Origin of the sequence: Kitasatospora sp. NPDC085895 (assembly GCF_040702125.1) — a bacterium.
Taxonomy (GTDB): Bacteria; Actinomycetota; Actinomycetes; order Streptomycetales; family Streptomycetaceae; genus Kitasatospora; species Kitasatospora arboriphila.
The window spans coordinates 184,635-207,776 of sequence record NZ_JBFBJY010000003.1; the positions used below are offsets into that span (position 1 = coordinate 184,635).

Genomic DNA, 23,142 nt, shown 5'->3' on the forward strand with positions numbered 1-23,142 from the left:
CGGCAGAGTGGACGGCATGTCAGAAACCGCCGGGACGGCGACCGCCGCGGAGCGCCGCGACCAGCAGCCGGGGCCGCGTCCCGCCCGCCTGGCCGGACTCGACCTGGCCCGGGGCCTCGCCGTGTTCGGGATGTTCGCCGCGCACCTCGGGCCCGACCCGGAGACGGGAGGCCCGGTCGGCGCCGCCATGGGCCTCGCCCACGGGCGGGCCTCCGCGCTGTTCGCCGTGCTGGCCGGCTGCTCGCTGGTCCTGCTCGCCGGCCGCCGCCCGGGGACGGGCCGGGACGCCCGGCGGTCGGCCGCCCGGATCGCCGTCCGAGCCGTCCTGCTGATCGCCCTCGGCACCGCCCTGGACGCCCTCGACCCGCCGATCAGCCTCATCCTCACCGCGTACGGCGCCTACTTCCTGCTGGCCCTGCCGCTGATCCGGCTGCCCGCCGGCGCCCTCGCCGGCCTCGCCGCCGCCTGGGCCCTGCTCGCCCCCCAGCTGTCGTACGCGCTGCGGACGGCCGGGGCGGCCGGCCTCCTGCCGCAGCGCCTCGCCGAGCCGTTGCTCACCGGAGCCTACCCGGCCGCCACCTGGATGCCGTTCGTGCTCGCCGGGATGGCCCTGGCCCGCCTCGACCCGTCCGGGCCGGCCGTCCGGCGCCGGGCCGCGGCCGTCGGCGCGGGACTGCTGGCCCTCGGGTACGGGGGCTCCTGGCTCGCGGTGCGGCTGCTGGGTGCGGCGGTGCCGCAGGAGGGGTCCGGCGCCGTCGACCCCGGGGACGCGGCCGGGCTGCTGGGTGCCGCGCCGCACACCGGGACGAGCTTCGAGGTGCTGGGCGCCCTGGGGTTCGCCCTGCTGCTGGTCGCCGGCTGCCTGGAACTCACCGCCCGGCCCGCCGGGAGGACCGGCCCGGCGGTGACCGGCGCGGGCACGGCCGTGGTGGCGGCGGTGGCCGCGGTGGGACGGCTGTCGCTGACGGCGTACGTGGCGCACGTCCTGGTGGTCGTGCTGCTCGGGATCCGGCTGGATCCGGGGCCGCCGCTGCCGCTGTTCACCGCGTTCGTCGCCGGGACGCTGGTGGCGGCCGGGCTGTGGACGGCACGCTTCGCCCGCGGTCCGCTGGAGGCGCTGATGCACCGGGCGACCGGGGTGGCCTGGTTGGTGCCGTAGCACCGGCGGGCCGCCCCGCCCGCTCCCGCCCGGCCACTGCCCGACCGGGTGACGGCGGCGATCGCCCGGCAGCGGCCGGCGCCGTGATCTGTCCGCAGGAAGCCCGTCCGGTCGCCCGTCGATGCCGACGGCGGGAACGGGCGTTCCCGCCGGACGTCGTGAGGGATGGTCAATGCTCCTGGCCGGCGGCATGCTTCGGGTCGGGGTGCCGTAGGCCCTCGCCTCGGCCGACGGCCCGCCGCCCCTGCAGCCGCCGCCGAAGTCACCGTCAATGGCTCGGCCGTGCCGGCGCCCCGGTGGCGCTACCTTCGTCGGCCGATCCGCAGACGCCGAGGCGCGCCCTTCCGAGCCGGTTACTGACCGGTAAGTCCGGTCCGTGTTGAATTTTCATGATCATCACCGGTACGTTCCCGGACAATCGGAGCGACCGCTGACCGGTGCGGTCCCTGTGCGAGGTAGGTGCATCCTGACCCGTTCATCCTCCCGGCAGACCTCCCCGGCACCGTCGGCCGAACTCCTCCACACGCTGCGCACGGGGCCCTTCGACCTCGCGCTGCGCACGGCCATCCGCGAGAGCGGACTCGGCCTCGAAGGGATCCAGCGCCGACTGGCCGGCCGCGGACTGCAGGTCAGCGTCTCCAGCCTGAGCTACTGGCAGCGCGGCCGCAGCCGGCCCGAACGCGCCGAATCGCTCACCGTCGTCCGGGCGTTGGAGGAGGTGCTGGCGCTGCGACCGGACTCCCTGATCGTGCTGCTCGGACCGCGGCGCCCCCGCGGCCGCTGGATCAACCACATACCCGGATCGATCGACTACGCCAGCACCTTCGGCGACCCCGAGGTCGGCGGCGTCCTCGCCGACTTCGACCCGCGGAACAACGCCCGCCTGGAGAACCTCCACACCCGGATCGACGTCCACATCGGGGAACAGCGCGAGGAGCAGCGCGTCGACGTGCTGCAGATCCTCCGCGCCCTGGACGACGGCGCCGACCGGCTGGTCCTGCTCACCCGCGCCGACTCCTCCACCGACGGCGCGCCCGGCGTCACCGACCTGGTGGGATGCCGGCTCGGCCGGCGGCGCACGGCGGCCGGCAAGGAGGGCTTCGCCGCCGCCGAGCTCCTCTTCGACCTGCCGCTGCGCCGCGGCCAGGCCACGGTGATCGAGTACAGCTACGCCTACCCGTCGTCCGAGGTGGAGACGCAGTACGAGCGGATGGTGCGCTTCCCCAGCAAGAACCTGGTGCTGCGGGCGCGATTCCACCAGCGGATGCTGCCGGCGGGCTGCGAGCTCGCCTGGCGGCCCAGCCACGACGCTCCGCTGCAGACCTGGAGGAGGTGCGGATCTCGTCGACGGGCCAGGCCTGCGGGGTCGTCCCCGAGGCCGGCCCCGGCGTCTACGGGCTGTACTGGGAGTGGGGGACGAGCCGCAGAACGGATCCGCCCCCGTGAACGGCCCGGCCTCCTAGGGCCGTCGGCCGTTGCGCCGTTCCGTCAGCACCGGGGGAAGTTGACGGCGAGGCCGCCGCGCGCGGTCTCCTTGTACTTGCTGCTCATGTCGGCCCCGGTGTCGCGCAGGGTGCGGACGGCGGTGTCGAGCGGGACGAGGTGCCGCCCGTCGCCGTTCAGGGCGAGCCGGGCCGCGGCGACGGCCTTGAGCGCGCCGACGGCGTTGCGTTCGATGCAGGGGATCTGGACGAGGCCGGCGACCGGGTCGCAGGTCAGGCCGAGGTGGTGCTCCAGGGCGATCTCCGCGGCGTTCTCCACCTGCCCGGGGCTGCCGCCCATGACTTCCGTCAGACCGGCGGCGGCCATGGCGGCGGCGGTGCCGACCTCCCCCTGACAGCCGACCTCGGCACCGGAGATCGAGGCGTTGCGCTTGACGACGATGCCGACGGCGGCGGCCGAGAGGAGGAAGCGCACGGTGCCGTCCTCGTCGGCGCCGGGGACGAACCGGTGGTAGTGGTGCAGCACCGCGGGGAGGACACCCGCCGCGCCGTTGGTCGGCGCCGTGACGACCCGGCCCCCGGCGGCGTTCTCCTCGTTCACCGCCAGCGCCCAGAGCGCCACCCAGTCCATGGCCTGCAGCGGGTCGGCGGAGGCGCCGTGCTGCTGGAGCCGGCGGTGCAGTGCCGGGGCACGACGGGGGACGTCGAGTCCGCCGGGCAAGGTCCCCTCCGCGCGGCAGCCGCGGTCGACGCAGTCGCGCATGACGTCCCACAGGTGCAGCAGCCGGCTGCGGACCTCGCTCTCGGGCCGGCGGGCGGTCTCGTTCGCCAGCATCACGTCGCTGATCCGGCCGTTCCCGGCCAGGCGGAGGAGCTGTCCGGCATCGGTGAAGGGGTGGGGGACGTCCTGCGGGGCGTCCTCGGCCTCGTGGAGCAGGAAGCCGCCCCCGACGGAGTAGAAGGTCCGGCTGTCCAGGACGGCGCCGTTCCGGCCGAACGCCGTGAAGGTCATGGCGTTCGGGTGGGCGGCCGGCCGGAACCGGTGGCGGAGGACCAGGGTGAAGTCGACGGCGGCCGGCGATCCCGGCAGCCGGACCCGGTGCTCGGCGCTGAGCCGGCGGAACCGCTCGTCGGCGGTGGTGACGTCGACCGATTCCGGCTGCTCGCCGGCGAGTCCGAGCAGCACGGCCTTGTCGGTGCCGTGGCCGACGCCGGTGGCGGCCAGTGAGCCGAACAGTTCGATCTCGACGGTCGCGACCTCGGTCAGCACGCCGTCCTCGCCGAGCGTCCGGACGAAGCGGTGCGCATCGGCGCCACCGTGTGGGAGCTGGACGGTCCGATGCCGATGCGGAACAGGTCGAACACGCTGATCACAGTGGACTCCAGGAACGGCCGGTCAGGGGCTGCCGGTCTACCGCCGACCGGTCCCGCGCGGTGGCGCGCGACCGTCACTGGCGCGAACGGGCGCGCCCGGCCCCCGCACCCCGCACGAGGCATACCAGGGACAGTTCATGACGCACCGTCATCGACGTGGACGATCGGAGGCGGTGCCGCCGCCCGAACCGGCCCCCGTCCGAGCCCGATTGGCCAACACAGTTTTGGCGGTGCTCGCGGGGGCGTCGACCCGGCGGTGCCCCGGCCCCGCACGGCCAGGGCCGTTCAAGGATTTGATCCGGTTTCGACAGAGCGGAGGACGCCGGTCGACGGGCGCTTGACGCACCCCGGCCGGTGGAGAACTGTCGAGTCCGGTTCGGACCGGTGGCCGGGCGCCGCCGCCGACGCACCGGGCCACCCCCCATCCTCCCCTCACACAGGAGACAGGCATGCCCATCAGCACCCCCGGCCGCCATCGCCGCAGCCGGAAGAAGATCGCGCTCGCCGTCGCCGTGCCGACGGCCGTGGCCGCCGGCCTCGCCACCACCCTGACCGGCACCGGTGCGGCCTCGGCCGCGGCGACCGTGCCGAAGCCGGACCACGTGGTCGTGGTCGTGATGGAGAACCACGCGTACAACCAGATCATCGGCAGCAAGGACGCGCCCTACATCAACCAGCTCGCCAAGGGCGGCGCCGTGCTGAAGGCCTCGTACGGCATCACCCACCCCAGCCAGCCGAACTACTTCGCGCTGTTCTCCGGCGGCACCCAGGGCATCAGCGGCGACGGCTGCTACAAGGCCGGCTCCATGACCGCCGCGAACCTGGGCTCCGAGCTGATCGCGGCGAAGAAGACCTGGGGCAGCTACAACGAGGGGCTGCCCAGCGAGGGCTCCACCACCTGCAAGAGCGGCAAGTACGCGCAGAAGCACAACCCCTGGTTCGCCTTCAAGAACGTGCCCGCCAGCACGGGCCACACCTTCGGGCAGTTCCCGTCCGACTTCTCGAAGCTGCCCACGGTCTCCTTCGTCGTCCCGAACCTCTGCTCCGACATGCACGACTGCTCGATCGGCACCGGCGACGGCTGGCTCAAGAAGAACCTCGACCCCTACGCCTCCTGGGCCAAGACCCACAACAGCCTGCTCGTCATCACCTACGACGAGGACAACAAGCACAGCGGCAACCAGATCCCCACCGTCCTCTACGGACAGCCCGTGAAGGCCGGCTCCCAGCCGACCACCAAGTACAACCACTACGACGTGCTCCGCACCCTGGAGGACCTCGCCGGGGTCGGCAGCCACGCAGGCAAGGCCGCCGGCGCCTCCGACATCAGCGGCGTCTGGAACTGACGGCACACCGAGCGGACCACCGTCGCCCCGGCCGGCCCGGCCGGGGCGACGGTGGTCCGGGTGACGGCGTTCCGCGGCACCGGGGTGCGCCCTCCTCGGCGTTCCGGGCGTTCGGGCCGCGTCGTCTCCGGGCCGGTCCGTGCCCCCGGCGAAGGCCGGGTGACCCGGCCCGGCCGGCCGGGGCCGCCGCACCGAGTCGCACGCCGACCGCCAACCGCCGTTCATCCGCCGGTCGTGCGCGTTCCCTACGCTCGGCCGCTACCGGTGGCGACCAGTCACTTGCGGTGATCGGTGGCCGCGCCCGCCCGGCGCGGCCACCCCTGAGCGAAAGGCCGTTGGATGGCCCCGCGCCTCTCCGTCGTCGTTCCGATCCACAACGTCGAGCGCTACCTCCGGGAGTGCCTCGACTCGATCGCGGCCCAGACCTTCGAGGACTTCGAGTGCGTCATGGTCGACGACGGCTCGACCGACGGCGGGGCCGCCATCGCCGAGGCCCGCGCCGCCGAGGACCCCCGCTTCCGGCTGGTCCGGCAGGAGAACAAGGGCCTCGGCGCCGCCCGCAACACCGGCTGGCGCCACCTCACCCCCGGCACCGAGTACCTGGCCTTCGTGGACAGCGACGACACCCTGCCGCCGCACGCGTACCAGCTGATGATCCGTACGCTGGACGAGACCGGTTCCGACTTCGCCTCCGGCAACGCCGTGCGGCTGCGGCGCGACGGCCTCACCCCCTCGCACGCGCACCGCCGCCCGTTCCGCGAGACCCGGCTGCGCACCCACGTCAGCGAACTGCCGGCCCTGGTCACCGACCGCACCGCCTGGAACAAGGTCTACCGGCGCTCGTTCTTCGACGTCGCGGGCATCCTCTACCCCGAGGGCATCCTGTACGAGGACGCGCCGGTCAGCGTGCCGCACCACTTCCTGGCCGAGCGGGTCGACGTGCTCGCCGATCCGGTCTACCACTGGCGGGTCCGCGAGGACGGCGAGCTGTCGATCACGCAGAAGAAGACCGACCCGCGCGGCCTGGCCGACCGGGTCCGCTCGATGGAGCTCGTCCGGGAGTGGCTGCTCGGCCGCCCCGAGCCGGTGTTCGCCGAGCACCTGCGCGCCTACGACCGGAACTGCCTGGTCGAGGAGATCCCGATGTTCTTCTGGTCCGTCCCGGACGGCGACCGCGCCTACCGGGAGGCCTACCAGCGGCACGTCAGCCGGCTGGTCCGGGCGATCGGCCCCGAGCGGCTGGCCGGGCTGAACACCCAGCTGTGGCTCAAGTACCGGCTGACGCTGGCCGATCGGATGCGCCGCTTCGTCGCCGTGCAGCGTCTGCACCGCCTCGCCCGGCGCACCCGGCAGGCCGTCGCCCGGGGCTGAGCCCGCGGACCGTGCGCGTTACTGCTTGACACCTTGCGTCATACTGTAACGCGCGCGGTCCGAGGCGGCTCGGAGCGGCCAGCAGCACCCGGCCCCGCGTGGGCCCCTCCCACACCCCGGAGCACGCCATGCACCCCTTCCTCGACCACCCGGGGCCGCTCGCCTTCGCGCACCGGGGCGGCGACCTCGGCCGCCCGGAGAACTCGTTCGCCGCCTTCGAGGCCGCCGTCGCCCTCGGATACCGCTACCTCGAGACGGACGTGCACGCCACCCGCGACGGCGTCCTGGTGGCCTTCCACGACTCCCGCCTGGACCGGGTCACCGACAGCTCCGGTGCGGTGGCCGAACTGCCCTGGGACACCGTCCGGCAGGCCCGGATCGGCGGCACCGAACCCGTGCCGCTGCTGGAGGACCTGCTCGACGCCTTCCCCGGCGCCCGCTTCAACATCGACGTCAAGGTGGCGCAGGCCGTCGGACCGCTGGTCGAGGCGGTCCGCCGGACCGACGCCTGGGACCGGGTCTGCGTCGGCGGCTTCTCCGACAGCCGCCTCGCCGCCGTCCGCGCCGCCGCCGGCTCCCGGCTGGCCACCTCGCTCGGCCCGCGCGAGGTGGCCCGGCTGCGGCTGCGCTCACTGGCCGGCCCGCTGCTGCGGGGCCGCGGGACGCCGTTCGCCGGGATCTGCGCGCAGGTCCCGGAGCGTCACCGGGGCGTACCGGTCGTCGACCGGGCCTTCGTCCGCGCCGCCCACCAGCTCGGCCTCCAGGTGCACGTCTGGACGGTCGACGATCCGGTACGGATCAGGGCTCTCCTCGACCTCGGCGTGGATGGCATCATGGCCGATCACATCGACGTCCTGCGGGACGTCCTCGGTGAGCGCGGCTGCTGGACCGACGGCAGCACCGGCTCCAGCACGGAGACAGGAGCCCCATGAACACAGCGGCCCGACTGCCGGACCACCTCGACACCTCCACCGACGGCCGGATCCTGCGCCGGATGCAGTTCGGCTGGTACGTCAACGACTGGGCCAACGCGGCCTTCTCGGCCACCGTGCTGACGGTGTTCCTCGGACCGTACCTGACCTCCGTCGCCAAGAACGCCGCCGACGCGGCCGGCGACGTGCACCCGCTCGGACTGACGATCCGCGCGGGCTCGTTCTTCCCGTACACGGTCTCCTTCTCCGTGCTGGTGTCCGTCGCGGTGATGCTGCTGACCGGCACGGTCGCGGACCGCACCGGGCGGCACAAGGAACTGATGTGCGGCTTCGCCTACGTCGGCGCGATCGCGACCATGGCGATGTTCTTCCTCGGCGGCGACCGCTACCTGCTCGGCGGCGGCCTACTGGTGGTCGCCAACATCGCGTACGCCGTGTCGGTCGCGCTCTCCTACGCCTACCTCCCGCGCCTCGCCACCCCCGACGAGCGCGACGCGGTCTCCTCCAAGGGCTGGGCCTACGGCTACGCAGGCGGCGGACTCCTGCTGATCGCCAACCTGGCGCTGTTCGAGGGCCACGACGCGCTCGGCCTGTCCTCCGGCACCGCCGTGCGGATCTGCCTCGCCTCGGCCGGCCTGTGGTGGGCGCTGTTCACGGTCGTCCCGATGCTGCGGCTGCCCTCCCGGGCCGGCGCCGCCCCCGACCCCGCCGCGGCCGACCGGCCCGCCGGCGGCAGCCTGCGCGAACTCGCCCGCACCCTGCGCGGCATGCGCCGGTACCCGCTCACCCTGCTCTACCTCGCCGCCTTCCTCTGCTACAACGACGGCATCCAGACCGTCGTCTCGCAGGCCTCGCTCTACGGCAGCGAGGAACTCGGCATGGACCAGACCTCGCTGGTCGCCGCCGTGCTGCTGGTCCAGATCGTGGCGATCGGCGGCGCCCTGCTGCTCGGCCGCATCGCGGGCCGGTACGGCGCCAAGCGGACCGTCCTCGGCTCGTTGGTCGCCTGGGTGTTCACCCTCGCCCTCGGCTACGTCATGCCCGCCCACAAGCCGATCTGGTTCTTCGCCCTGGCCTGCATGATCGGCCTCGTCCTCGGCGGCAGCCAGGCGCTCTCCCGCTCGCTCTTCTCCCACCTGATCCCGGCCGGCAAGGAGGCCGAGTACTTCAGCTTCTACAAGGTCAGCGACCGCGGCACCAGCTGGATGGGCCCGCTGGTCTTCGGCCTCGCGTACCAGATCACCGGCAGCTACCGCTCGGCGATCATCTCCCTGCTGGTGTTCTTCGTGATCGGTTTCGCCGTGCTGGTGAAGGTCCCGCTCCGCCGCGCCGTCGAGGCCGTCGGCAACCCCGTTCCCGAGCGGCTCTGACGGCGGGTCCGCGCACGGCGGATCCGCGCACGGCGGTGCCCGGTCGGCCCACAGGGCCGGCCGGGCACCGCCGTTCGACGGCTCGGCGCCGTTCGAGGGCTCAGTGAAGGTCGAACCGGTCGAGGTCCATCACCTTGCTCCACGCCGCCACGAAGTCGCGCACGAACTTCTCGGCCGCGTCCCCGGAGGCGTAGACCTCGGCGATGGCGCGCAGCTGGGAGTGCGACCCGAAGACCAGGTCGACGGCGGTGGCCGTCCACTTCACCTCGCCGGTCGCGCGGTCCCGTCCCTCGAAGACGTTCGCCTCCGACTCCGACGCCCGCCACTCCGTGCGCATGTCGAGCAGGTTGACGAAGAAGTCCGTGGTCAGTGCCTCCGGGCGCTCGGTGAGGACGCCGCGCCGGGATCCCCGGAAGCCGGCGTCCAGCGCCCGCATGCCGCCGACCAGGACCGTCATCTCGGGCGCGGTCAGCGTCAGCAGGTTCGCCCGGTCGAGCAGCAGGGTCTCCGGCGACAGCTTCTCGCCGTCCCGCAGGTAGTTGCGGAACCCGTCCGCCCGCGGTTCGAGCACGGCGAACGACTCGACGTCGGTGTGCTCCTGCGAGGCGTCCGTGCGTCCCGGCGAGAACGGTACGGTGACGGTGTGCCCCGCGTTCCGCGCGGCCCGCTCGACCGCCGCGCAGCCGCCCAGGACGATCAGGTCGGCGAGCGAGACCTTCTTGCCGCCGGTCTGCGCGCCGTTGAACTCCCGCTGGATCTCCTCCAGCCGCCGGACCGTCCCGGAGATCTCGGGCAGGTCGTTGACCTCCCAGTCCTTCTGCGGCGCCAGCCGGATCCGCGCCCCGTTGGCCCCGCCGCGCTTGTCGGTGCCGCGGAAGCTCGCCGCCGCCGCCCACGCCGTGGTGACCAGCTGCGGAATGCCCGGGCCGGAGTCGAGGATCCGCTCCTTGAGCGCGGCGACGTCCTCGTCCCCGACCAGCTCGTGGTCGACCGCGGGGACCGGGTCCTGCCAGAGCTGCGGTTCGGGGACCCACGGGCCCAGGTACCGGGACACCGGACCCATGTCGCGGTGCAGCAGCTTGTACCAGGCCTTGGCGAACGCCTCGGCGAGCTGGTCCGGGTTCTCGTGGAAGCGGCGGCAGATCGGCCCGTAGACCGGGTCCTCCCGCAGGGCGAGGTCCGTCGTCAGCATCATCGGGGCGTGCCGCTTCGAGGGGTCGTGCGCGTCCGGCACGGTGTCCTGCGCCGCCGGGTCGGTGGGCTTCCACTGGTGGGCCCCGGCGGGGCTGGAGGTCAGCTCCCAGTCGTACCGGAACAGGTTGTCCAGGTAGCCGTTGTCCCACCTCGTCGGCTCGTTGGTCCAGGCGCCCTCGAGCCCGCTGGTGAGCGTGTCGGCGCCCTTGCCGCTGCCGTAGGTGTTGTGCCAGCCCAGTCCCTGCTGCTCGACGGGAGCGGCCTCGGGCTCCGGCCCCAGGTACGACGGGTCGACGGCGCCGTGGCACTTGCCGAAGGTGTGGCCGCCGATGATCAGCGCGGCGGTCTCCTCGTCGTTCATGGCCATCCGCGCGAAGGTCTCCCGGATGTCGCGGGCCGCGGCCAGCGGGTCCGGGGTGCCGTTGGGGCCCTCCGGGTTCACGTAGATGAGGCCCATCTGCACGGCGCCGAACGGATCGGCGAGCTCACGGTCGCCGCTGTAGCGCTCGTCGCCGAGCCAGGTGTCCTCGGGGCCCCAGAAGATCTCCTCGGGCTCCCAGACGTCCTCGCGTCCGAAGCCGAAGCCGAACGTGCTGAACCCCATGGACTCCATGGCGCAGTTGCCGGCGAACACCAGGAGATCGGCCCAGGAGATCTTCCGGCCGTACTTCTGCTTGACCGGCCACAGCAGCCGTCGCGCCTTGTCCAGGCTGGCGTTGTCGGGCCAGCTGTTGAGCGGCGCGAAGCGCTGGGCTCCGCTGCCGCCGCCGCCCCGGCCGTCCGCGATGCGGTACGTGCCGGCCGCGTGCCAGCTCATCCGGATGAACAGCGGTCCGTAGTGGCCGTAGTCGGCGGGCCACCAGTCCTGCGACTGCGTCATCAGTGCGATGACGTCCTGCTTCAGCGCGGCCACGTCCAGGGTGGCGAACTCCGCCGCGTAGTCGAAGTCCTCGTCCATCGGACCGGAACCGGGCGAGTGCTGGCGCAGCACCTGGAGGTCCAGCCGGTCGGGCCACCAGTCCCGGTTCGTCCGGGGCCGGGTCGATGCGGGGGTGGGGGAGGGGATTGCTGGGTTCTCGCTCTCGCTGCCGGACACGTCCGCCCCTTCTTCCTTCCTCGGGTTTGTTCGGATTTGCCCGTATCGTCTCCCACCTCGGTCCGCGCGGGTGAAAGGAACACGCAGAGCGTCCGATTTCGTCGACGCCGAGCCGGGTGCCCGGTCAGCCGCGCAGGGCGGACGCGAGCAGGCCGGGCAGCCGGCGGGCGGCGGGGGCGGCGGTGTGGTGGGCCGGGCGTTCCAGGGCGGCGCGGCCGGAGCGGTGGGTGACGAAGTGGGGCGGGCGCGGCGCGAGGGAGGGCGAGCAGGTGAACAGGCCGCGCGGTGCCGGGGGCGATGGGGCACGGAGCGCGGTCTTCTCGACGTCGTCGAGCATCCGGCATGGACGGCCAGTGCCGGTCGCGGCGGCCGACCGGCCCCGACCGGCCCCGACCGGCCCCGACCGGCCCCGGTCGGCGCCCGCCGCTGCAGGTGCCGACGCGCCGGTGGTTTGCGGCGCCGGGGCCGTCCGGTCCCGCCCCGGTCAGCGGCGGGCGGTCACGAGCGCCTCGACGTCGGGGACGAGGGCGGCGGGGGTGGGCAGGGCGTCGTTCTCCGCCCGGAGGCGCACGGCGGCCGTCCGGAGCGCCGGATCGGTGACGAGCCGGTCGAGCAGCCCGGAGTCCACGTCCTCGGAGCCGCTGCGCAGGGCGGCGCCGGTGGCGGTGAGGACGTCGGCGACGGTGAAGTTGTCGGCGCCCTGGGGGAGGAGCAGCTGCGGCACACCGGCCTGCAACGCGGTCAGCGCGCTGCCGGCACCGCCGTGGTGGACGACCGCGTCGCAGACGCGCAGCAGCTCGGCCAGCGGCACCCACGGCAGCGGCCGGACATTGGCCGGAAGGGTACCGAGCGGGGTGAGATCCGCGTCACCCACGGCGAGCAGGAACTCCGCGTCGACCGCCGCGGCCGCCCCGATCAGTCGGGTGATCGCCTGCAGGCCGTCGATCCGGGTGATCACCGTGCCGAGGGTCACCGCGACCCGCGGCCGGTCGCCCCGGCGCAGCAGCTCCACGGGCACGGCGCCACCGCCGTTGTAGGGCACGTAGCGCATCCGCAGGCCGCCCGGATCGCCGCCCAGCGCGGCGGGGACGATGTTCAGCGGGGTGGACGGGGCCGGGGCGGACACGCCGTACCGCTCGTAGAGGTCGGTGACCCGGCGGGCCAGCCGCGCGGCCATGTCCAGGCCGGAGCTGAAACCGAAGTTCTGCAGCGCCGCCGGGATCTTCAGCCGGGCGGCGACCAGCTGCGCGGAGGCCAGGCAGGAGTCGTGGACCAGCAGGTCGGCCCCCCACCCGCGGGCGGTCTCCAGCAGGTCGTCGACGGTGGGACGCGAGGCGTACGCGAAGGCGGCCGCGGCCCGTTCGAGGATCTGGTCCTGGGTCAGGTCGGGCTTGGCGTAACTCACCGCCTCCTCGCCGCTGAAGGCCTCGAACGCCTCCTGCAGGGACGTCCCGTCGCCGATCCCGACCATCGGGAAGCCCGCCAGGCCGAGCTGCTCCATCGGCCTCGGGACGGCGAACAGCACGTCGTGTCCCGCGGCCCGCAGGGCCTGCGCGGTGGGCACCATCGGGTACAGGTGGCTCGGCGCTGCCGGGCCGGTGAAGAGGATGCGCACGGTGTGTCTCCCGGGTGTCGCGTGGCTCGGACGATTCCGGGGCCGACCCGCGGGCCGGCCCCGCCCGGACGAACTGATGGGCCGTCAGTACGTGTTCCCGCCACCGTCGACAATCGGCCGTTCCGCCCGGCCCGCGCGCGGCGCGCCGCTGTCAGCCCGTCTTCGGCAGGCCGGGCGGGTTGATCTCGGAGGTCCGCACGGTCTCCTCGTCCAGGCCCCACCGCTTGAGGACCTGTCCGTAGGTGCCGTTCCGGATGATCTCGTTGACGGCTGCGTTCACCGCCCTGACCAGCCCGTTGTCCTTCCTGGTGGTGGCGGCGATCTTGCCGAGGACGTCGGCGCCGCCGCCGGAGTACGTGCCGATGACCTCGGTCTCGCCGGTCTGCACGGCGTGGAAGGCCTCGGTCGGGTCGGGGCCGAGCCAGGCGTCGATCCGGCCCGAGGAGAGCGCCAGGTAGTAGTCGGAGGAGTTCTGGTAGTACGTGATGTCGACCGGCTTGAGGCCGGCCCGGACGTTCTGCTCGTTCCAGGCGACGAGCAGCTTCTCCTGGTTGGTGCCGGAGGAGGTGCCGATGGTGTGCCCGGCGACGTCCTTCGGCCCGGCGACCCGCCAGCTGCCGCCCTTCCTCGCCTCGAAGCCGAGGACGTCGAGCCGGTAGGTGGCGAAGTCGTACTTCTCCTTGCGGGCCTCGGTGACGGTGATGTTGGTGATGCCGAGGTCGTACTTGCCGCTGTCGAGGCCGACGAAGACGTTCTCCCAGGAGACCGGGTTGAGTTCGACCTTCAGGCCGAGGACGTTGCCGATCAGGTGCGCGAGGTCGGGTTCCGCGCCGATGATCGTCCGGTCGTCGGTGGCGTGGAAGTCGAGCGGCGGGACCGTCCCCAGCGAGTCGACCACCCGGAGGGTCCCTCTTCGGCGGATCTCCTCCGGAACGAGGGCGGCGATCGCGGCACCTCGGGCGTGGTGACGCGGTTCTGGTCCGGGGTCAGGTTGATCGTGACGCCGTTGGGGGCGGTGCCCGACCTCGCTCCGGCGAGGTCGGCGGAGGCGCCGGTGGAGGCGGAGCCGCAGGCGGTGAGGAGGAGGGCGGCAGCGGCGGCGAGGGTGCGGCGGGGCAGGGACACGGCGGGCTCCTGTGCGGGTGCGCTGGACCGTGCGGGATTCAGAGGACCTTGGAGAGGAAGGCGCGGGTGCGTTCGTGCTGCGGATGGTCGAGGACGGCCTCGGGGGGGCCCTGCTCGACGACCACGCCGCCGTCCATGAAGACGACGGTGTCGGCGACCTCGCGGGCGAAGCCGATCTCGTGGGTGACGACGATCATGGTGGTGCCGGCCGCGGCGAGGTGCCGGATCACGTCCAGCACCTCGCCGACCAGTTCGGGGTCGAGCGCCGAGGTGGGTTCGTCGAAGAGCAGCACCTTGGGCTCCAGGGCGAGTGCCCGGGCGATCGCGACCCGCTGCTGCTGACCGCCGGAGAGCCGGCGCGGGTACTCCCCGGCCTTGTCGGCGAGGCCGACCCGGGCGAGCAGGTCCAGGGCGGTGGCCCGGGCCTCGGCCCTGGACCTGCCGAGGGCGCTCACCGGTGCCTCGGTCAGGTTCTCCAGCACCGTGAGGTGCGGGAAGAGGTTGAAGCCCTGGAAGACGAAGCCGATCCGGGTGCGCTGGCGCAGCACCTCGCGCTCCTTCAGCTCGTACAGCCGGCCGCCGGAGCGGCGGTAGCCGATGAGTTCGCCGTCGACGGCGACGGTGCCCCGGTCCAGCTTCTCCAGGTGGTTGACGGCCCGCAGCAGGGTGGACTTGCCCGACCCGGACGGGCCGAGGACGACGGTGACGGAGCCGGGCGCGGCCTGCAGGTCGACTCCGCGCAGCACCTCCAGCCGTCCGAAGCTCTTGTGGACGCCCCGGACGTCCACCATGGCGGTCGCGGTCATCGCGGGCCTCCCGAGGGGTTAGGCCGGTTCTCGGTGATCCGGCGGACGAGGTCCCGGGCCCGCTGCAGCGGGCCGGGCGGCGGGGTGCGGTCGGCGCCGCGGGCGAAGTGCCGCTCGATCCAGTACCGGCCGATCGACAGCAGGGTGGTGAGCAGCACGTACCAGGCGGTGGCGACCATGAGCAGCGGGACGACCCGGCCGGTGCGGCCGTAGACGGCCTGGACCTGGTGGAAGAGTTCGCCGATCGCCATCACGTGGACCACCGAGGTGGCCTTGAACAGCGAGACGATCTCGTTGGCGGCGTTGGGCAGGATGCCGCGCATGGCCTGCGGCAGGACGATCCGCCGGGCCTGCCGCAGCCGGGGGACACCGAGCGCCGCGGCGGCCTCCGACTGGCCGGTGTCGACGGCGAGTACCCCGGCGCGGACGATCTCCGCGGCGAAGGCGGCCTGGTGCAGGGCGAGGCCGAGGACGGCCGCGCCGAAGGCGCCGAGCGCGTGCACGGTGTCGAACTCCCACAGCACCGGCCCGAACGGGATGCCGAGGCCGAACCGCCGGTACAGGTAGGAGAGGTTGAACCAGAAGACCAGCTGGACGATGAGCGGGATCGAGCGGAACGCCCAGACGTAGGTCCAGCCGATGGCCCGCAGGATCGCGCTGCGGGAGAGCCGCAGTGCGGCGACCGCGGCACCGAGCGCGAAGCCCAGCAGGGTGGCCCAGAAGGTGAGCCGGAGCGTGATGCCGACGGCCCGGAGGATGGTGTCGGTGGCGAAGTGGTCCCGGAAGGTGGGCCAGTCCCAGCCGGGGTTGGTGGCGAGGCCGTGCAGGAACTGCGCGACCAGGACGAGTGCGGCGGCGCCGGCCGCCCAGCGCCACGGACGGCGCGCGGGGACGACCGGGAGGCCGGCGTCGCCGGGCGGCCCGGTTCCGGGCCCGGCGGTCCGCTCGGGTGCGGCGGTGGTCATGGCGGGACCCCTCTGCGGGGCGGACACGGGATCACGGGTGCTCGGGCGGGCTGATCCGCGAGGTGGTGACGGCGGAGTCCTGGGTGCCCCATTTCTGCAGGATGCGCGCGTACGTGCCGTCCTCGATCAACCGGTTGACGGCGGCCTGGAAGGCTGGGGTGAGCGGCGAGCCCTTCTTGAACGCGAAGCCGACGTCGAGGCGGTGGAACTCGCCGAGGAAGCGGGTGCCGGCGGCGGGCTGGGCGGCCTGGTGGCGCAGCCCGTTGATGGTGGACATCACGACGTCGATCCGGCCCTGCTGCAGCCCGGTGAGGACGGCGCCGCTGTCGGAGAACGCCCTGACCTCGTAGGGCTTGCGGCCGGCCGCGGCGCAGACGTCCTTCTTCGCGTTCAGCGTGGTCTCGAAGGTGGTGCCGGCGCCGGTGCCGATGACCAGGCCGCAGAGCTGGACGAGGTCGGTGACCTGCTGCAGCCGGGTGTCGTCCTTGCGGACGGCGAAGCCCTGGCCGTCGTCGACGTAGGTGACGAAGTCGATCGTCCTCAGCCGGGCGGTGGTGACGCCGAAGTTGCCGGTGCCGACGTCGTACTTGCCGCTGCCGAGGGCGGGCAGGATGGTCTCGAAGGCGGCGTCCTCGCGCTGCACGGTGAGGCCGAGGACCTCGGCGACGGCGTCGGCGACGTCGACGTCCAGCCCGGCCGGGGTCCTCTTCGCCGGGTCGGGGTAGAAGGCGCTCGGCGGGGTGCCGACGGCGCCGCCGAGCCGGATCGTGCCGGCCCTCCTGACCTCCTCGGGCAGCAGCGCGGCCACCGCGTCGACCTTCCGCACGCCGGAGACCACGTCGTGCGAGGCGGCCTCGACCGCGGAGGCTCCGACGGCGGGCCGGGCCGGTGCCGGGTCCGCGCCGCAGCCGGCCAGCAGGAACACTGCGGCGGCTGCGACAACGGCGGGTGTGCGTCTCACGGTTCGGGGGCCTCTCTCGGTTCGGCGGCCGCCGGGCGGCGGTCCGTCAGGTGCTTCTCGAAGGGCAGCGGGTGCAGCGCGCCCGGGGGCGCGTCCAGGTCGAACAGCGGGGTGTAGCCGGCCGCCAGGTAGAGCTGCCTGGCCTCCGGCTGCCGGGAGCCCGTGGTGAGGAGGATCCGCCGGTAGCCCCCGGCGGTCGCGGCCCGCTCCAGTTCGCCGAGGACCCGCCGGGCGAGGCCGCGGCGCCGGTGCGCCGAGTGCGTCCACATCCGCTTCACCTCGGCGGTGCCGGGATCGCCGTGGCGCCGGTACGCACCGCCGGCGACCGGCGCGCCCCGCTCCAGCAGGAGCAGCAGCAGACCGCCCGGCGGGGTGAACTCCTCGGGCGGGTGGCGGGCCATCTCCTCGTACCCGCCGGGTCCGTAGCGGCTGAGGTACTCGTGGGTGAGCTCGCGCACCAGCGGCTCGGCGACCGGGTCGTCCAGCCGGACGGCCCGGATCTCGACGGTGGTGCTCACGCCCGGGCCGCGACCGGCTGCCGCCGGTCGCGCTCCTCCGCCGCGGCCAGGGCGGCCGCCTTCGCGGCGTCCCGCTTGGCGACCTCCTCCCGGACGATCGGGATGACGTACCGGCCGAAGTCGACGGCGTCGTCCACGTGGTCGTAGCCGCGGGCGGAGATGATGTCCACGCCCAGGTCGTAGTAGTCGAGCAGCGCCTCGGCCACCGTCTCGGGAGTGCCCACCAGGGCATTGGAGTTGCCGGCGCCGCCGGTGGCGGCGGCGGTCGGGGTCCACAGCGCACGGTCGTAGCGCTCGCCGGCCTCGGCGATGGCGATCAGCCGCTGCGAGCCGGTGTTCTCCGGCGCGTCCGCGGACCTCCGCCGCACCAGGTCGCCACCGGCCCGCCGGGCCCGGATCGCGCCGACCGTCCGGTGCGCCTTCTCCCAGGCGAGTTCCTCGGTGGCGGCGATGATCGGCCGGAACGCGACCTGGATCCGCGGGATGTCGGTGCGGCCCGCGGCGCGGGCGGCCCGCTCGACCTCCTCGATCTGCTCGGCGGTGCGGGCCAGCGGCTCGCCCCACAGGCAGTAGACGTCCGCCTCGGCCCCGCCGGCCGCGTACGCCGCCGCCGAGGAGCCGCCGAAGGACACGCCCGGCCGGGGCTGCTGCACGGGGAAGACGTCGGAGACGAAGTCCTCGAACCGGTAGTGGGTGCCGTGGTGGTCGAACGGCTCGTGCGAGGTCCAGGCCTTCTTGACGATGCCGATGTACTCGCGGGTGCGCTCGTAGCGTTCGTCCTTGGTGAGGTAGTCGCCCTCGCGGCGCTGCTCGTGGTCGTTGCCGCCGGTGATGAAGTGGACGGTCAGCCGGCCGTCGCTGATCCGGTCCAGGGTGGCGAAGGTCTTCGCCGCGAACGTCGGGTACGAGACGTTCGGGCGGTGCGCCAGCAGGATCTGCAGCCGGTCCAGCTTCGAGGCGAGGAAGGCGGCGGCCGCGGCGGGCTCCGGGGAGCCGGCGCCGTAGGCGAACAGCACGCGGTCCCAGCCGTTGTCCTCGTGGGCGCGGGCGAGCCGCAGGGTGTACTCGCGGTCGAACGCGGCGGTGGTGCGGGGCGTGGTCTCCGAGCCGTCGCCGGTGGCGGCGATGCCGAGGAACTCGACGGGCATGGGGCAGGCCTCTCTACGGTGGGCGGGCACGGCGGAGCACGCGCGCGGCGGGGCGCGCGGCATCGGCCGCCCGGGAGTACGGGTGGTGGACGGACGGGTGCGCGACGGACGCCGACGGTGCATCGGCGGGAGCGGGTGCGCGGGAGGGCAGCGGCAGCGTGCCGGGAGTCCGCAGCGGCGGACGGGAGGCCGGCCCCGCACGGCGGGGCGGACGAGGGAGTGCCGCCCGCAGGGACGGCGGGCCGGTCAGCCGGCCTGCTGCCGGGTCAGCCGCAACACGCCGCGGACCACACCCGACCGAAGTCGATGTGGCCGCGCGTGACCAGGGGCTGCTCGGCGTACATGCGGCAAGTTGAGCAGTGAACCGTGGAGTTCGTCAACCTCCGTCCGGATCCGGGGCAGCCGGACCGCCCTTGACACCCGCCGATCGGGCACGCGTACGATCGACCCCGAGCGAGGTGCCCAGGAGCCGGCCGAAGTCCCGTCGGCTCCCGCCGTGTTGAGGGACGCGGCGTGCGTGACGGACCAGCAGACCCCTGCCCGCGTCCGCCCCTGGAGCCCCCATGACCACGTCGCACGACGTCCTGCCCGCCGCCCTCGCCCCACCGCCCGCCGACACCGACCTGCCGATCGTCGCCCGCCGCCGCCCCGGCCGGACGGCCGCCGCCGTGCTCGCCCTACTCGCCGTCGGACTGCTGCTGAACTCGGCCGCGCACAACCGCGCCTTCCAGTGGGACGTGGTCGGCCAGTACCTCACCTCGACCGCGATCCTGCACGGACTGGTGCTCACCCTCTGGCTGACGGCTGCCGTCACGGCGCTCGGCTTCGCCCTCGGCACCCTGCTCGCGGCCGCCCGGCTGTCCGGCAACCCGGTGCTCGCCGCCCTGAGCCGCGGCTACGTCTGGGTCTTCCGTGCCACGCCCGTCCTCGTCCAACTGCTCTTCTGGTTCAACATCGGCGCGCTCTACCCGACGCTCTCGCTCGGCGTCCCGTACGGGCCGGAGCTGCTCAGCGTGAAAACGGTGAACCTGCTCGGCCCGACCGCCACCGCGATCGTCGGACTCACCCTGCACGAAGCCGCGTTCGCCGCCGAGGTCGTCCGGGCCGGCATCCTCTCCGTCGACCAGGGCCAGCTGGAGGCCGCCCAGTCGCTCGGACTGCGCCCCGCCCGCGTCCTGCGCCGGATCGTCCTGCCGCAGGCGATGCGCTCGATCGTGCCGACCGCCGGCAACATGCTGATCGGCACCCTCAAGGGCACCAGCATCGTCAGCGTGCTGGCCGTGCACGACCTGCTGTTCTCCGCGCAGCTGATCTACAACCAGACCTACCAGGTGATCCCGCTGCTGGTGGTGGCCACCCTCTGGTACGTCGCGGTGACCAGCGTGCTCTCCGCGGGCCAGTACCACGTCGAGCGGTACTACGCCCGTGGCGCCGACCGCGCCGCGCCCCCGCCGACCCCGCTCGCCCGGCTGCGGACGGCACTCGGCACCGTACGGCGGGAGCCGGCCCGGTGAGCGTGCTGGTGATCGTCGGCGCCGGGCCCCGCGGCACCGGACTGCTGGAGCGGATCGCCGCCAACGCACCCGAACTCCTGCCCGCGAACGGGCCGTTGCACATCCACCTGGTGGACCCGCACCCGCCCGGCGGCGGCCGGATCTGGCGGCACGAGCAGTCCCCGCTGCTGCGGATGAACTCGATGGCCGAGGACGTCACCATGTTCACCGACGAACGGTCCACCGTCACCGGACCCGTCCGGCCCGGACCGTCCCTCGCCGAGTGGGCCGCCCGTCCCGAGGCCCACCCGCCGTACCGGCCGCCGGCCGACCCATCCCTCGCCGAGGAACTGCGCACCCTCGCCCCGTCCGACTTCCCGACCCGCCGCGCCCAGAGCGCCTACCTGGACTGGGTGTTCCGGCGCGCCGTGGCCGAGCTGCCCCCGCACGTCACCGTCACCGTGCACCGGGACACCGCGCACGCCGTCACCGGCCCCGCCGACGGCCCGCAGTCCGTCCGGCTCACCGACCGGGTGCTCACCGCCGACCGGGTCGTCCTCGCCCTCGGCCACCTCGACTCGGCACCCGAGCCGCAGCACCGCGCGAACGCCGCCTTCGCCGCCCGGCACGGCCGCTTCCACCTGCCGCCCGCCTACTCCGCCGACGCGGACCTCTCCGCGCTGCGGCCCGGCGAGCACGTCCTGCTGCGCGGCATGGGCCTGGCCGCCGTCGACCTGGTCTCGCTGCTCACCGAGGGGCGCGGCGGCCGCTTCGAGCACGCCGCCGACGGGCTGCGCTACCTGCCCTCGGGCCGTGAACCGGTGGTCCACCTCGGCTCCCGCCGCGGGGTGCCGTACCACTCCAAGACCCACTACCGGCTGCAGGGGCCGCCCGCCCCGCTGCCGCGCCACTTCGGTGCGGCCGCCGTCGACGCCCTCGTCGCCCGGCCCGGCCGGCTCGAACTGCGCCGCGACGTCTGGCCGCTGATGGCCAAGGAGATCGGCTTCGGCCACTACCACGAGCTGTTCCACGCCCACCCGGAACGCACCGCGCTGCCCTGGCCGGAGTTCCTCGCCGCCTACGACCGGCTCGACTGGTACGGACCGGAGCGGGAGGCGTTCGTCGCCGCGGCCGTGCCCGACCCGGCCGACCGGCTGGACTTCGAGCACCTGGACCGGCCGCTCACCGGCGTGCGCCTGCCCGACGGCGAATCCCTGCAGCGGCACCTGCGGGCCCACGTCCGCGCCGACGCCGACCGCCGGGCCGACCCCGCGCACAGCGCCGACCTCGGCGCCTTCCTCGCCCTGCTGTCGCTCCACGGACAGCTGCCGAGGCTGCTGGCCTCCGGCCGGCTCTCCGCCCGCTCGGTCGCCGAGGACCTCGACGGCTGGTGGACGGGGTTCTTCAGCCACCTCGCCTCCGGGCCGCCCGGCTTCCGACTGCGGCAACTGCTCGCCCTCTCCGAGGCCGGCGTCGTGCGCTTCCTCGGCGCCGACACCGCGATCGACCGGGACGAGAGCGACGGCACCTTCGTCGCCCGCAGCCCCACCGTGCCCGGGCGCCGGGTCCGGGCCACCGCCCTGATCGAGGCCCGCCTGCCGAGGCACTCCGCCGACCGCACCGCCGACCCGGTGCTGCGGGGCCTGCTGCGCGCCGGCCGGATCCGCGAGGAGGTGCTCGCCGACGCCGGGCACACCCACCGCTCCGGCCTGGTCGAGGTCGCCGCCGACGGCGGCCTGCTGGACCCGGCCCTCGGCGGCGCCCCGCACCCCCGGCGGCTCGCCCTCGGCCCGCACACCAACGCCCGCAGCTACGCGGCCTTCGCGCGGCCGCGGACCGACGCCCCCGCCTTCCGCCAGAACGACACCGCGGCCCGGGCCCTGCTGCGGGCCCTGGCCGGACCGCTCGGAGAATCCCCGGCCGGAATTCCGCGGCAGGATCCTCCCCGTGAGCATGTGTCAGTACACGCTCTTCCGGAAAGGGCCGGGTCGGAACCTGCATGATCCCAGGTCAGGAGGGACTGTCAGTGCTCGCCCGTACTGTGGAACCAACGTCGGAGGGGGCGCCGGGAACGGCGCCGGAATTGCGTTGGAAAAGGGGCGGAACCATGTCTGCGAACAGGATCAAGCACAAGGTCAACCACGTCTCACTGGTGGTCGACAAGTCCGGCTCGATGCGTCAGCACGAGGCGCAGCTCGTCCGCGTCGTCGACGAGTTCGTGAAGGGCCTCCAGGAGGAGTCCGACCGGCTCGGTCACGAGACCCGCATCAGCCTCTACGCCTTCGACCACGAGGTGGAGAACCTGGTCTGGGACATGGACGTGAAGCACCTGCCGTCCCTGCGGGGCCTCTACGCGGTCGACGGCGGTGCGACGGCGCTGATCGAGGCGGCCGTGAAGTCGGTCGACGACCTGAAGAACATCTGGGAGGGGTACGGCGAGCACTCCTTCCTCCAGGTCGTCGTCACCGACGGCGAGGAGAACGCCTCCGGCTGGTCGGAGACCGGCCGGATGCACACCCGCGTCGGCGGCGACCGCGGCGCCGCCACCCTGCGCACCTGGATGAACCGGATCAAGGGTGCCATGGACGACCTCCCCGACCACTGGACGTCGGCGATCCTCGTCCCCAACTCCCTGGCCAAGCGCACCGCCCAGGAGTACGGCTTCCCGGCGGGCAACATCGCGATCTGGGACGCCGACTCCAGCAAGGGCGTCGAGGAGGCCATCGGCACCGTCAAGTCCGCCGCCACCAGCTTCCTCCGCGGCCGCGAGCAGGGCGTCCGCGGGACCAGGAACCTCTTCGCCATGGGCCAGGACCTGAGCACCGACGAGGTGAAGGCCAACCTCGACGCGCTGGACACCGGCAAGTACATCCTCGTCCCGGTCGACCAGCAGCTGCCGATCCGCGAGTTCGTCACCAGCGCCGGCCACGCCTACACGACCGGCTGCGCCTTCTACGAGCTCTCCAAGCGGGAGAAGATCCAGGGCACCAAGCAGCTCGCCGTGGCGGAGAAGGACCCGGCTACCGGCCGGATGACGGGCAGGGTGTTCTCCGGCCCGGCGGCCCGTCAACTCCTGGGCCTGCCGGCCTCGGAGGCCACCGTCAAGCCGGGCGAGAACCCCTCGTACACCGTCTTCGTCCAGTCGACCTCCGTGAACCGGAAGCTGGTGCCGGGCACCAAGCTGCTCGTCCTCCTCTGACGGGGCGACGGCCACCGCGCCGACCCCC

At 73.6% G+C, this 23,142-nt stretch carries 17 protein-coding genes and 2 pseudogenes; 8 read left to right on the top strand and 11 right to left on the bottom strand.

Annotated features, from left to right (window positions below):
• Positions 1–16: 16 nt before the first annotated feature.
• A complete protein-coding gene (locus tag AB0442_RS03385; protein WP_366160301.1) occupies positions 17–1,159 on the top strand; it encodes an acyltransferase family protein in 1,143 nt (380 codons plus the stop codon).
• 475 nt (positions 1,160–1,634) lie between these two features.
• Here AB0442_RS03385 and AB0442_RS03390 read toward each other — a convergent pair whose 3' ends face one another.
• Both AB0442_RS03390 and AB0442_RS03395 read right to left on the bottom strand, forming a co-directional pair.
• Positions 1,635–2,417, bottom strand: coding sequence for a hypothetical protein (locus AB0442_RS03390; RefSeq protein ID WP_366160302.1), 783 nt, complete (start codon positions 2,415–2,417; stop codon positions 1,635–1,637).
• Between the two features lie 230 nt (positions 2,418–2,647).
• Positions 2,648–3,975, bottom strand: a pseudogene (locus AB0442_RS03395) (L-serine ammonia-lyase).
• Positions 3,976–4,424: 449 nt separating this feature from the next.
• On the opposite strand from AB0442_RS03395, the gene AB0442_RS03400 reads away from it, so the two are divergent.
• The 4 genes from AB0442_RS03400 (at position 4,425) to AB0442_RS03415 (ending at position 8,994) form a co-directional block, all read left to right on the top strand.
• Positions 4,425–5,321 (top strand): alkaline phosphatase family protein, encoded by an 897-nt coding sequence (locus AB0442_RS03400; RefSeq protein WP_366160303.1) that lies wholly within the window; start codon positions 4,425–4,427, stop codon positions 5,319–5,321.
• A gap of 339 nt (positions 5,322–5,660) precedes the next feature.
• Entirely contained in the window at positions 5,661–6,692 is a 1,032-nt protein-coding gene (locus AB0442_RS03405) for a glycosyltransferase family 2 protein (protein ID WP_366160304.1), read from the top strand.
• 128 nt (positions 6,693–6,820) lie between these two features.
• A complete protein-coding gene (locus AB0442_RS03410) occupies positions 6,821–7,624 on the top strand; it encodes a glycerophosphodiester phosphodiesterase (RefSeq protein ID WP_366160332.1) in 804 nt (267 codons plus the stop codon).
• Complete coding sequence (locus AB0442_RS03415; protein ID WP_366160306.1) at positions 7,621–8,994, top strand: MFS transporter; 1,374 nt, start codon at positions 7,621–7,623, stop codon at positions 8,992–8,994. Before AB0442_RS03410 ends, AB0442_RS03415 begins: the two co-directional genes overlap by 4 nt.
• A gap of 100 nt (positions 8,995–9,094) precedes the next feature.
• Here the strand turns inward: AB0442_RS03415 and katG are convergent, their stop codons facing one another.
• From katG to AB0442_RS03460, 9 genes and pseudogenes are all read right to left on the bottom strand, one after another.
• The gene (gene katG / locus AB0442_RS03420) at positions 9,095–11,254 is read right to left on the bottom strand and encodes a catalase/peroxidase HPI (RefSeq protein WP_366160333.1); all 2,160 of its coding nucleotides are present in this window, start codon (positions 11,252–11,254) and stop codon (positions 9,095–9,097) included.
• 154 nt (positions 11,255–11,408) lie between these two features.
• The gene (locus AB0442_RS03425; protein WP_366160307.1) at positions 11,409–11,621 is read right to left on the bottom strand and encodes a hypothetical protein; all 213 of its coding nucleotides are present in this window, start codon (positions 11,619–11,621) and stop codon (positions 11,409–11,411) included.
• Positions 11,622–11,768: 147 nt separating this feature from the next.
• Complete coding sequence (locus AB0442_RS03430) at positions 11,769–12,899, bottom strand: nucleotide disphospho-sugar-binding domain-containing protein (RefSeq protein WP_366160309.1); 1,131 nt, start codon at positions 12,897–12,899, stop codon at positions 11,769–11,771.
• A gap of 151 nt (positions 12,900–13,050) precedes the next feature.
• A pseudogene (locus tag AB0442_RS03435) lies at positions 13,051–14,024 on the bottom strand (ABC transporter substrate-binding protein).
• 38 nt (positions 14,025–14,062) lie between these two features.
• Positions 14,063–14,830, bottom strand: a complete 768-nt coding sequence (locus AB0442_RS03440) for an amino acid ABC transporter ATP-binding protein (RefSeq protein ID WP_366160310.1) — start codon at positions 14,828–14,830, stop codon at positions 14,063–14,065.
• Positions 14,827–15,795, bottom strand: coding sequence for an amino acid ABC transporter permease (locus tag AB0442_RS03445; RefSeq protein ID WP_366160311.1), 969 nt, complete (start codon positions 15,793–15,795; stop codon positions 14,827–14,829). The genes AB0442_RS03440 and AB0442_RS03445 overlap by 4 nt, the downstream gene beginning before the upstream one ends.
• Positions 15,796–15,826: 31 nt before the next feature.
• Positions 15,827–16,756 carry an ABC transporter substrate-binding protein gene (locus AB0442_RS03450; RefSeq protein WP_366160312.1) on the bottom strand — a complete coding sequence of 310 codons (930 nt, stop codon included), beginning with the start codon at positions 16,754–16,756 and terminating at the stop codon, positions 15,827–15,829.
• Positions 16,753–17,274 (bottom strand): GNAT family N-acetyltransferase, encoded by a 522-nt coding sequence (locus AB0442_RS03455; RefSeq protein WP_366160313.1) that lies wholly within the window; start codon positions 17,272–17,274, stop codon positions 16,753–16,755. The genes AB0442_RS03450 and AB0442_RS03455 overlap by 4 nt, the downstream gene beginning before the upstream one ends.
• A complete protein-coding gene (locus AB0442_RS03460) occupies positions 17,271–18,422 on the bottom strand; it encodes an LLM class flavin-dependent oxidoreductase (RefSeq protein ID WP_366160314.1) in 1,152 nt (383 codons plus the stop codon). The genes AB0442_RS03455 and AB0442_RS03460 overlap by 4 nt, the downstream gene beginning before the upstream one ends.
• A 563-nt stretch (positions 18,423–18,985) precedes the next feature.
• Here AB0442_RS03460 and AB0442_RS03465 point away from each other — a divergent pair.
• The 3 genes from AB0442_RS03465 to AB0442_RS03475 all read left to right on the top strand — a co-directional run bounded on the left by AB0442_RS03465 (position 18,986) and on the right by AB0442_RS03475 (position 23,114).
• Entirely contained in the window at positions 18,986–19,936 is a 951-nt protein-coding gene (locus AB0442_RS03465) for an amino acid ABC transporter permease (protein WP_366160316.1), read from the top strand.
• Positions 19,933–21,918, top strand: a complete 1,986-nt coding sequence (locus AB0442_RS03470; RefSeq protein WP_366160318.1) for an FAD/NAD(P)-binding protein — start codon at positions 19,933–19,935, stop codon at positions 21,916–21,918. Before AB0442_RS03465 ends, AB0442_RS03470 begins: the two co-directional genes overlap by 4 nt.
• A gap of 104 nt (positions 21,919–22,022) precedes the next feature.
• Positions 22,023–23,114, top strand: a complete 1,092-nt coding sequence (locus tag AB0442_RS03475) for a vWA domain-containing protein (RefSeq protein WP_366160320.1) — start codon at positions 22,023–22,025, stop codon at positions 23,112–23,114.
• The last annotated feature ends 28 nt before the right edge of the window (positions 23,115–23,142 follow it).

Excerpts from the sequence above, each read along its gene's own strand:
- AB0442_RS03415 (WP_366160306.1), top strand. The coding sequence starts at position 7,621 with ATGAACACAGCGGCCCGACTGCCGGACCACCTCGACACCTCCACCGAC.
- AB0442_RS03465 (WP_366160316.1), top strand. The coding sequence starts at position 18,986 with ATGACCACGTCGCACGACGTCCTGCCCGCCGCCCTCGCCCCACCGCCC.
- AB0442_RS03445 (WP_366160311.1), bottom strand. The coding sequence starts at position 15,795 with ATGACCACCGCCGCACCCGAGCGGACCGCCGGGCCCGGAACCGGGCCG.
- AB0442_RS03400 (WP_366160303.1), top strand. The coding sequence starts at position 4,425 with ATGCCCATCAGCACCCCCGGCCGCCATCGCCGCAGCCGGAAGAAGATC.
- AB0442_RS03385 (WP_366160301.1), top strand. The coding sequence starts at position 17 with ATGTCAGAAACCGCCGGGACGGCGACCGCCGCGGAGCGCCGCGACCAG.
- AB0442_RS03405 (WP_366160304.1), top strand. The coding sequence starts at position 5,661 with ATGGCCCCGCGCCTCTCCGTCGTCGTTCCGATCCACAACGTCGAGCGC.
- AB0442_RS03475 (WP_366160320.1), top strand. The coding sequence starts at position 22,023 with ATGTCTGCGAACAGGATCAAGCACAAGGTCAACCACGTCTCACTGGTG.
- AB0442_RS03425 (WP_366160307.1), bottom strand. The coding sequence starts at position 11,621 with ATGCTCGACGACGTCGAGAAGACCGCGCTCCGTGCCCCATCGCCCCCG.
- AB0442_RS03460 (WP_366160314.1), bottom strand. The coding sequence starts at position 18,422 with ATGCCCGTCGAGTTCCTCGGCATCGCCGCCACCGGCGACGGCTCGGAG.
- AB0442_RS03410 (WP_366160332.1), top strand. The coding sequence starts at position 6,821 with ATGCACCCCTTCCTCGACCACCCGGGGCCGCTCGCCTTCGCGCACCGG.
- AB0442_RS03440 (WP_366160310.1), bottom strand. The coding sequence starts at position 14,830 with ATGACCGCGACCGCCATGGTGGACGTCCGGGGCGTCCACAAGAGCTTC.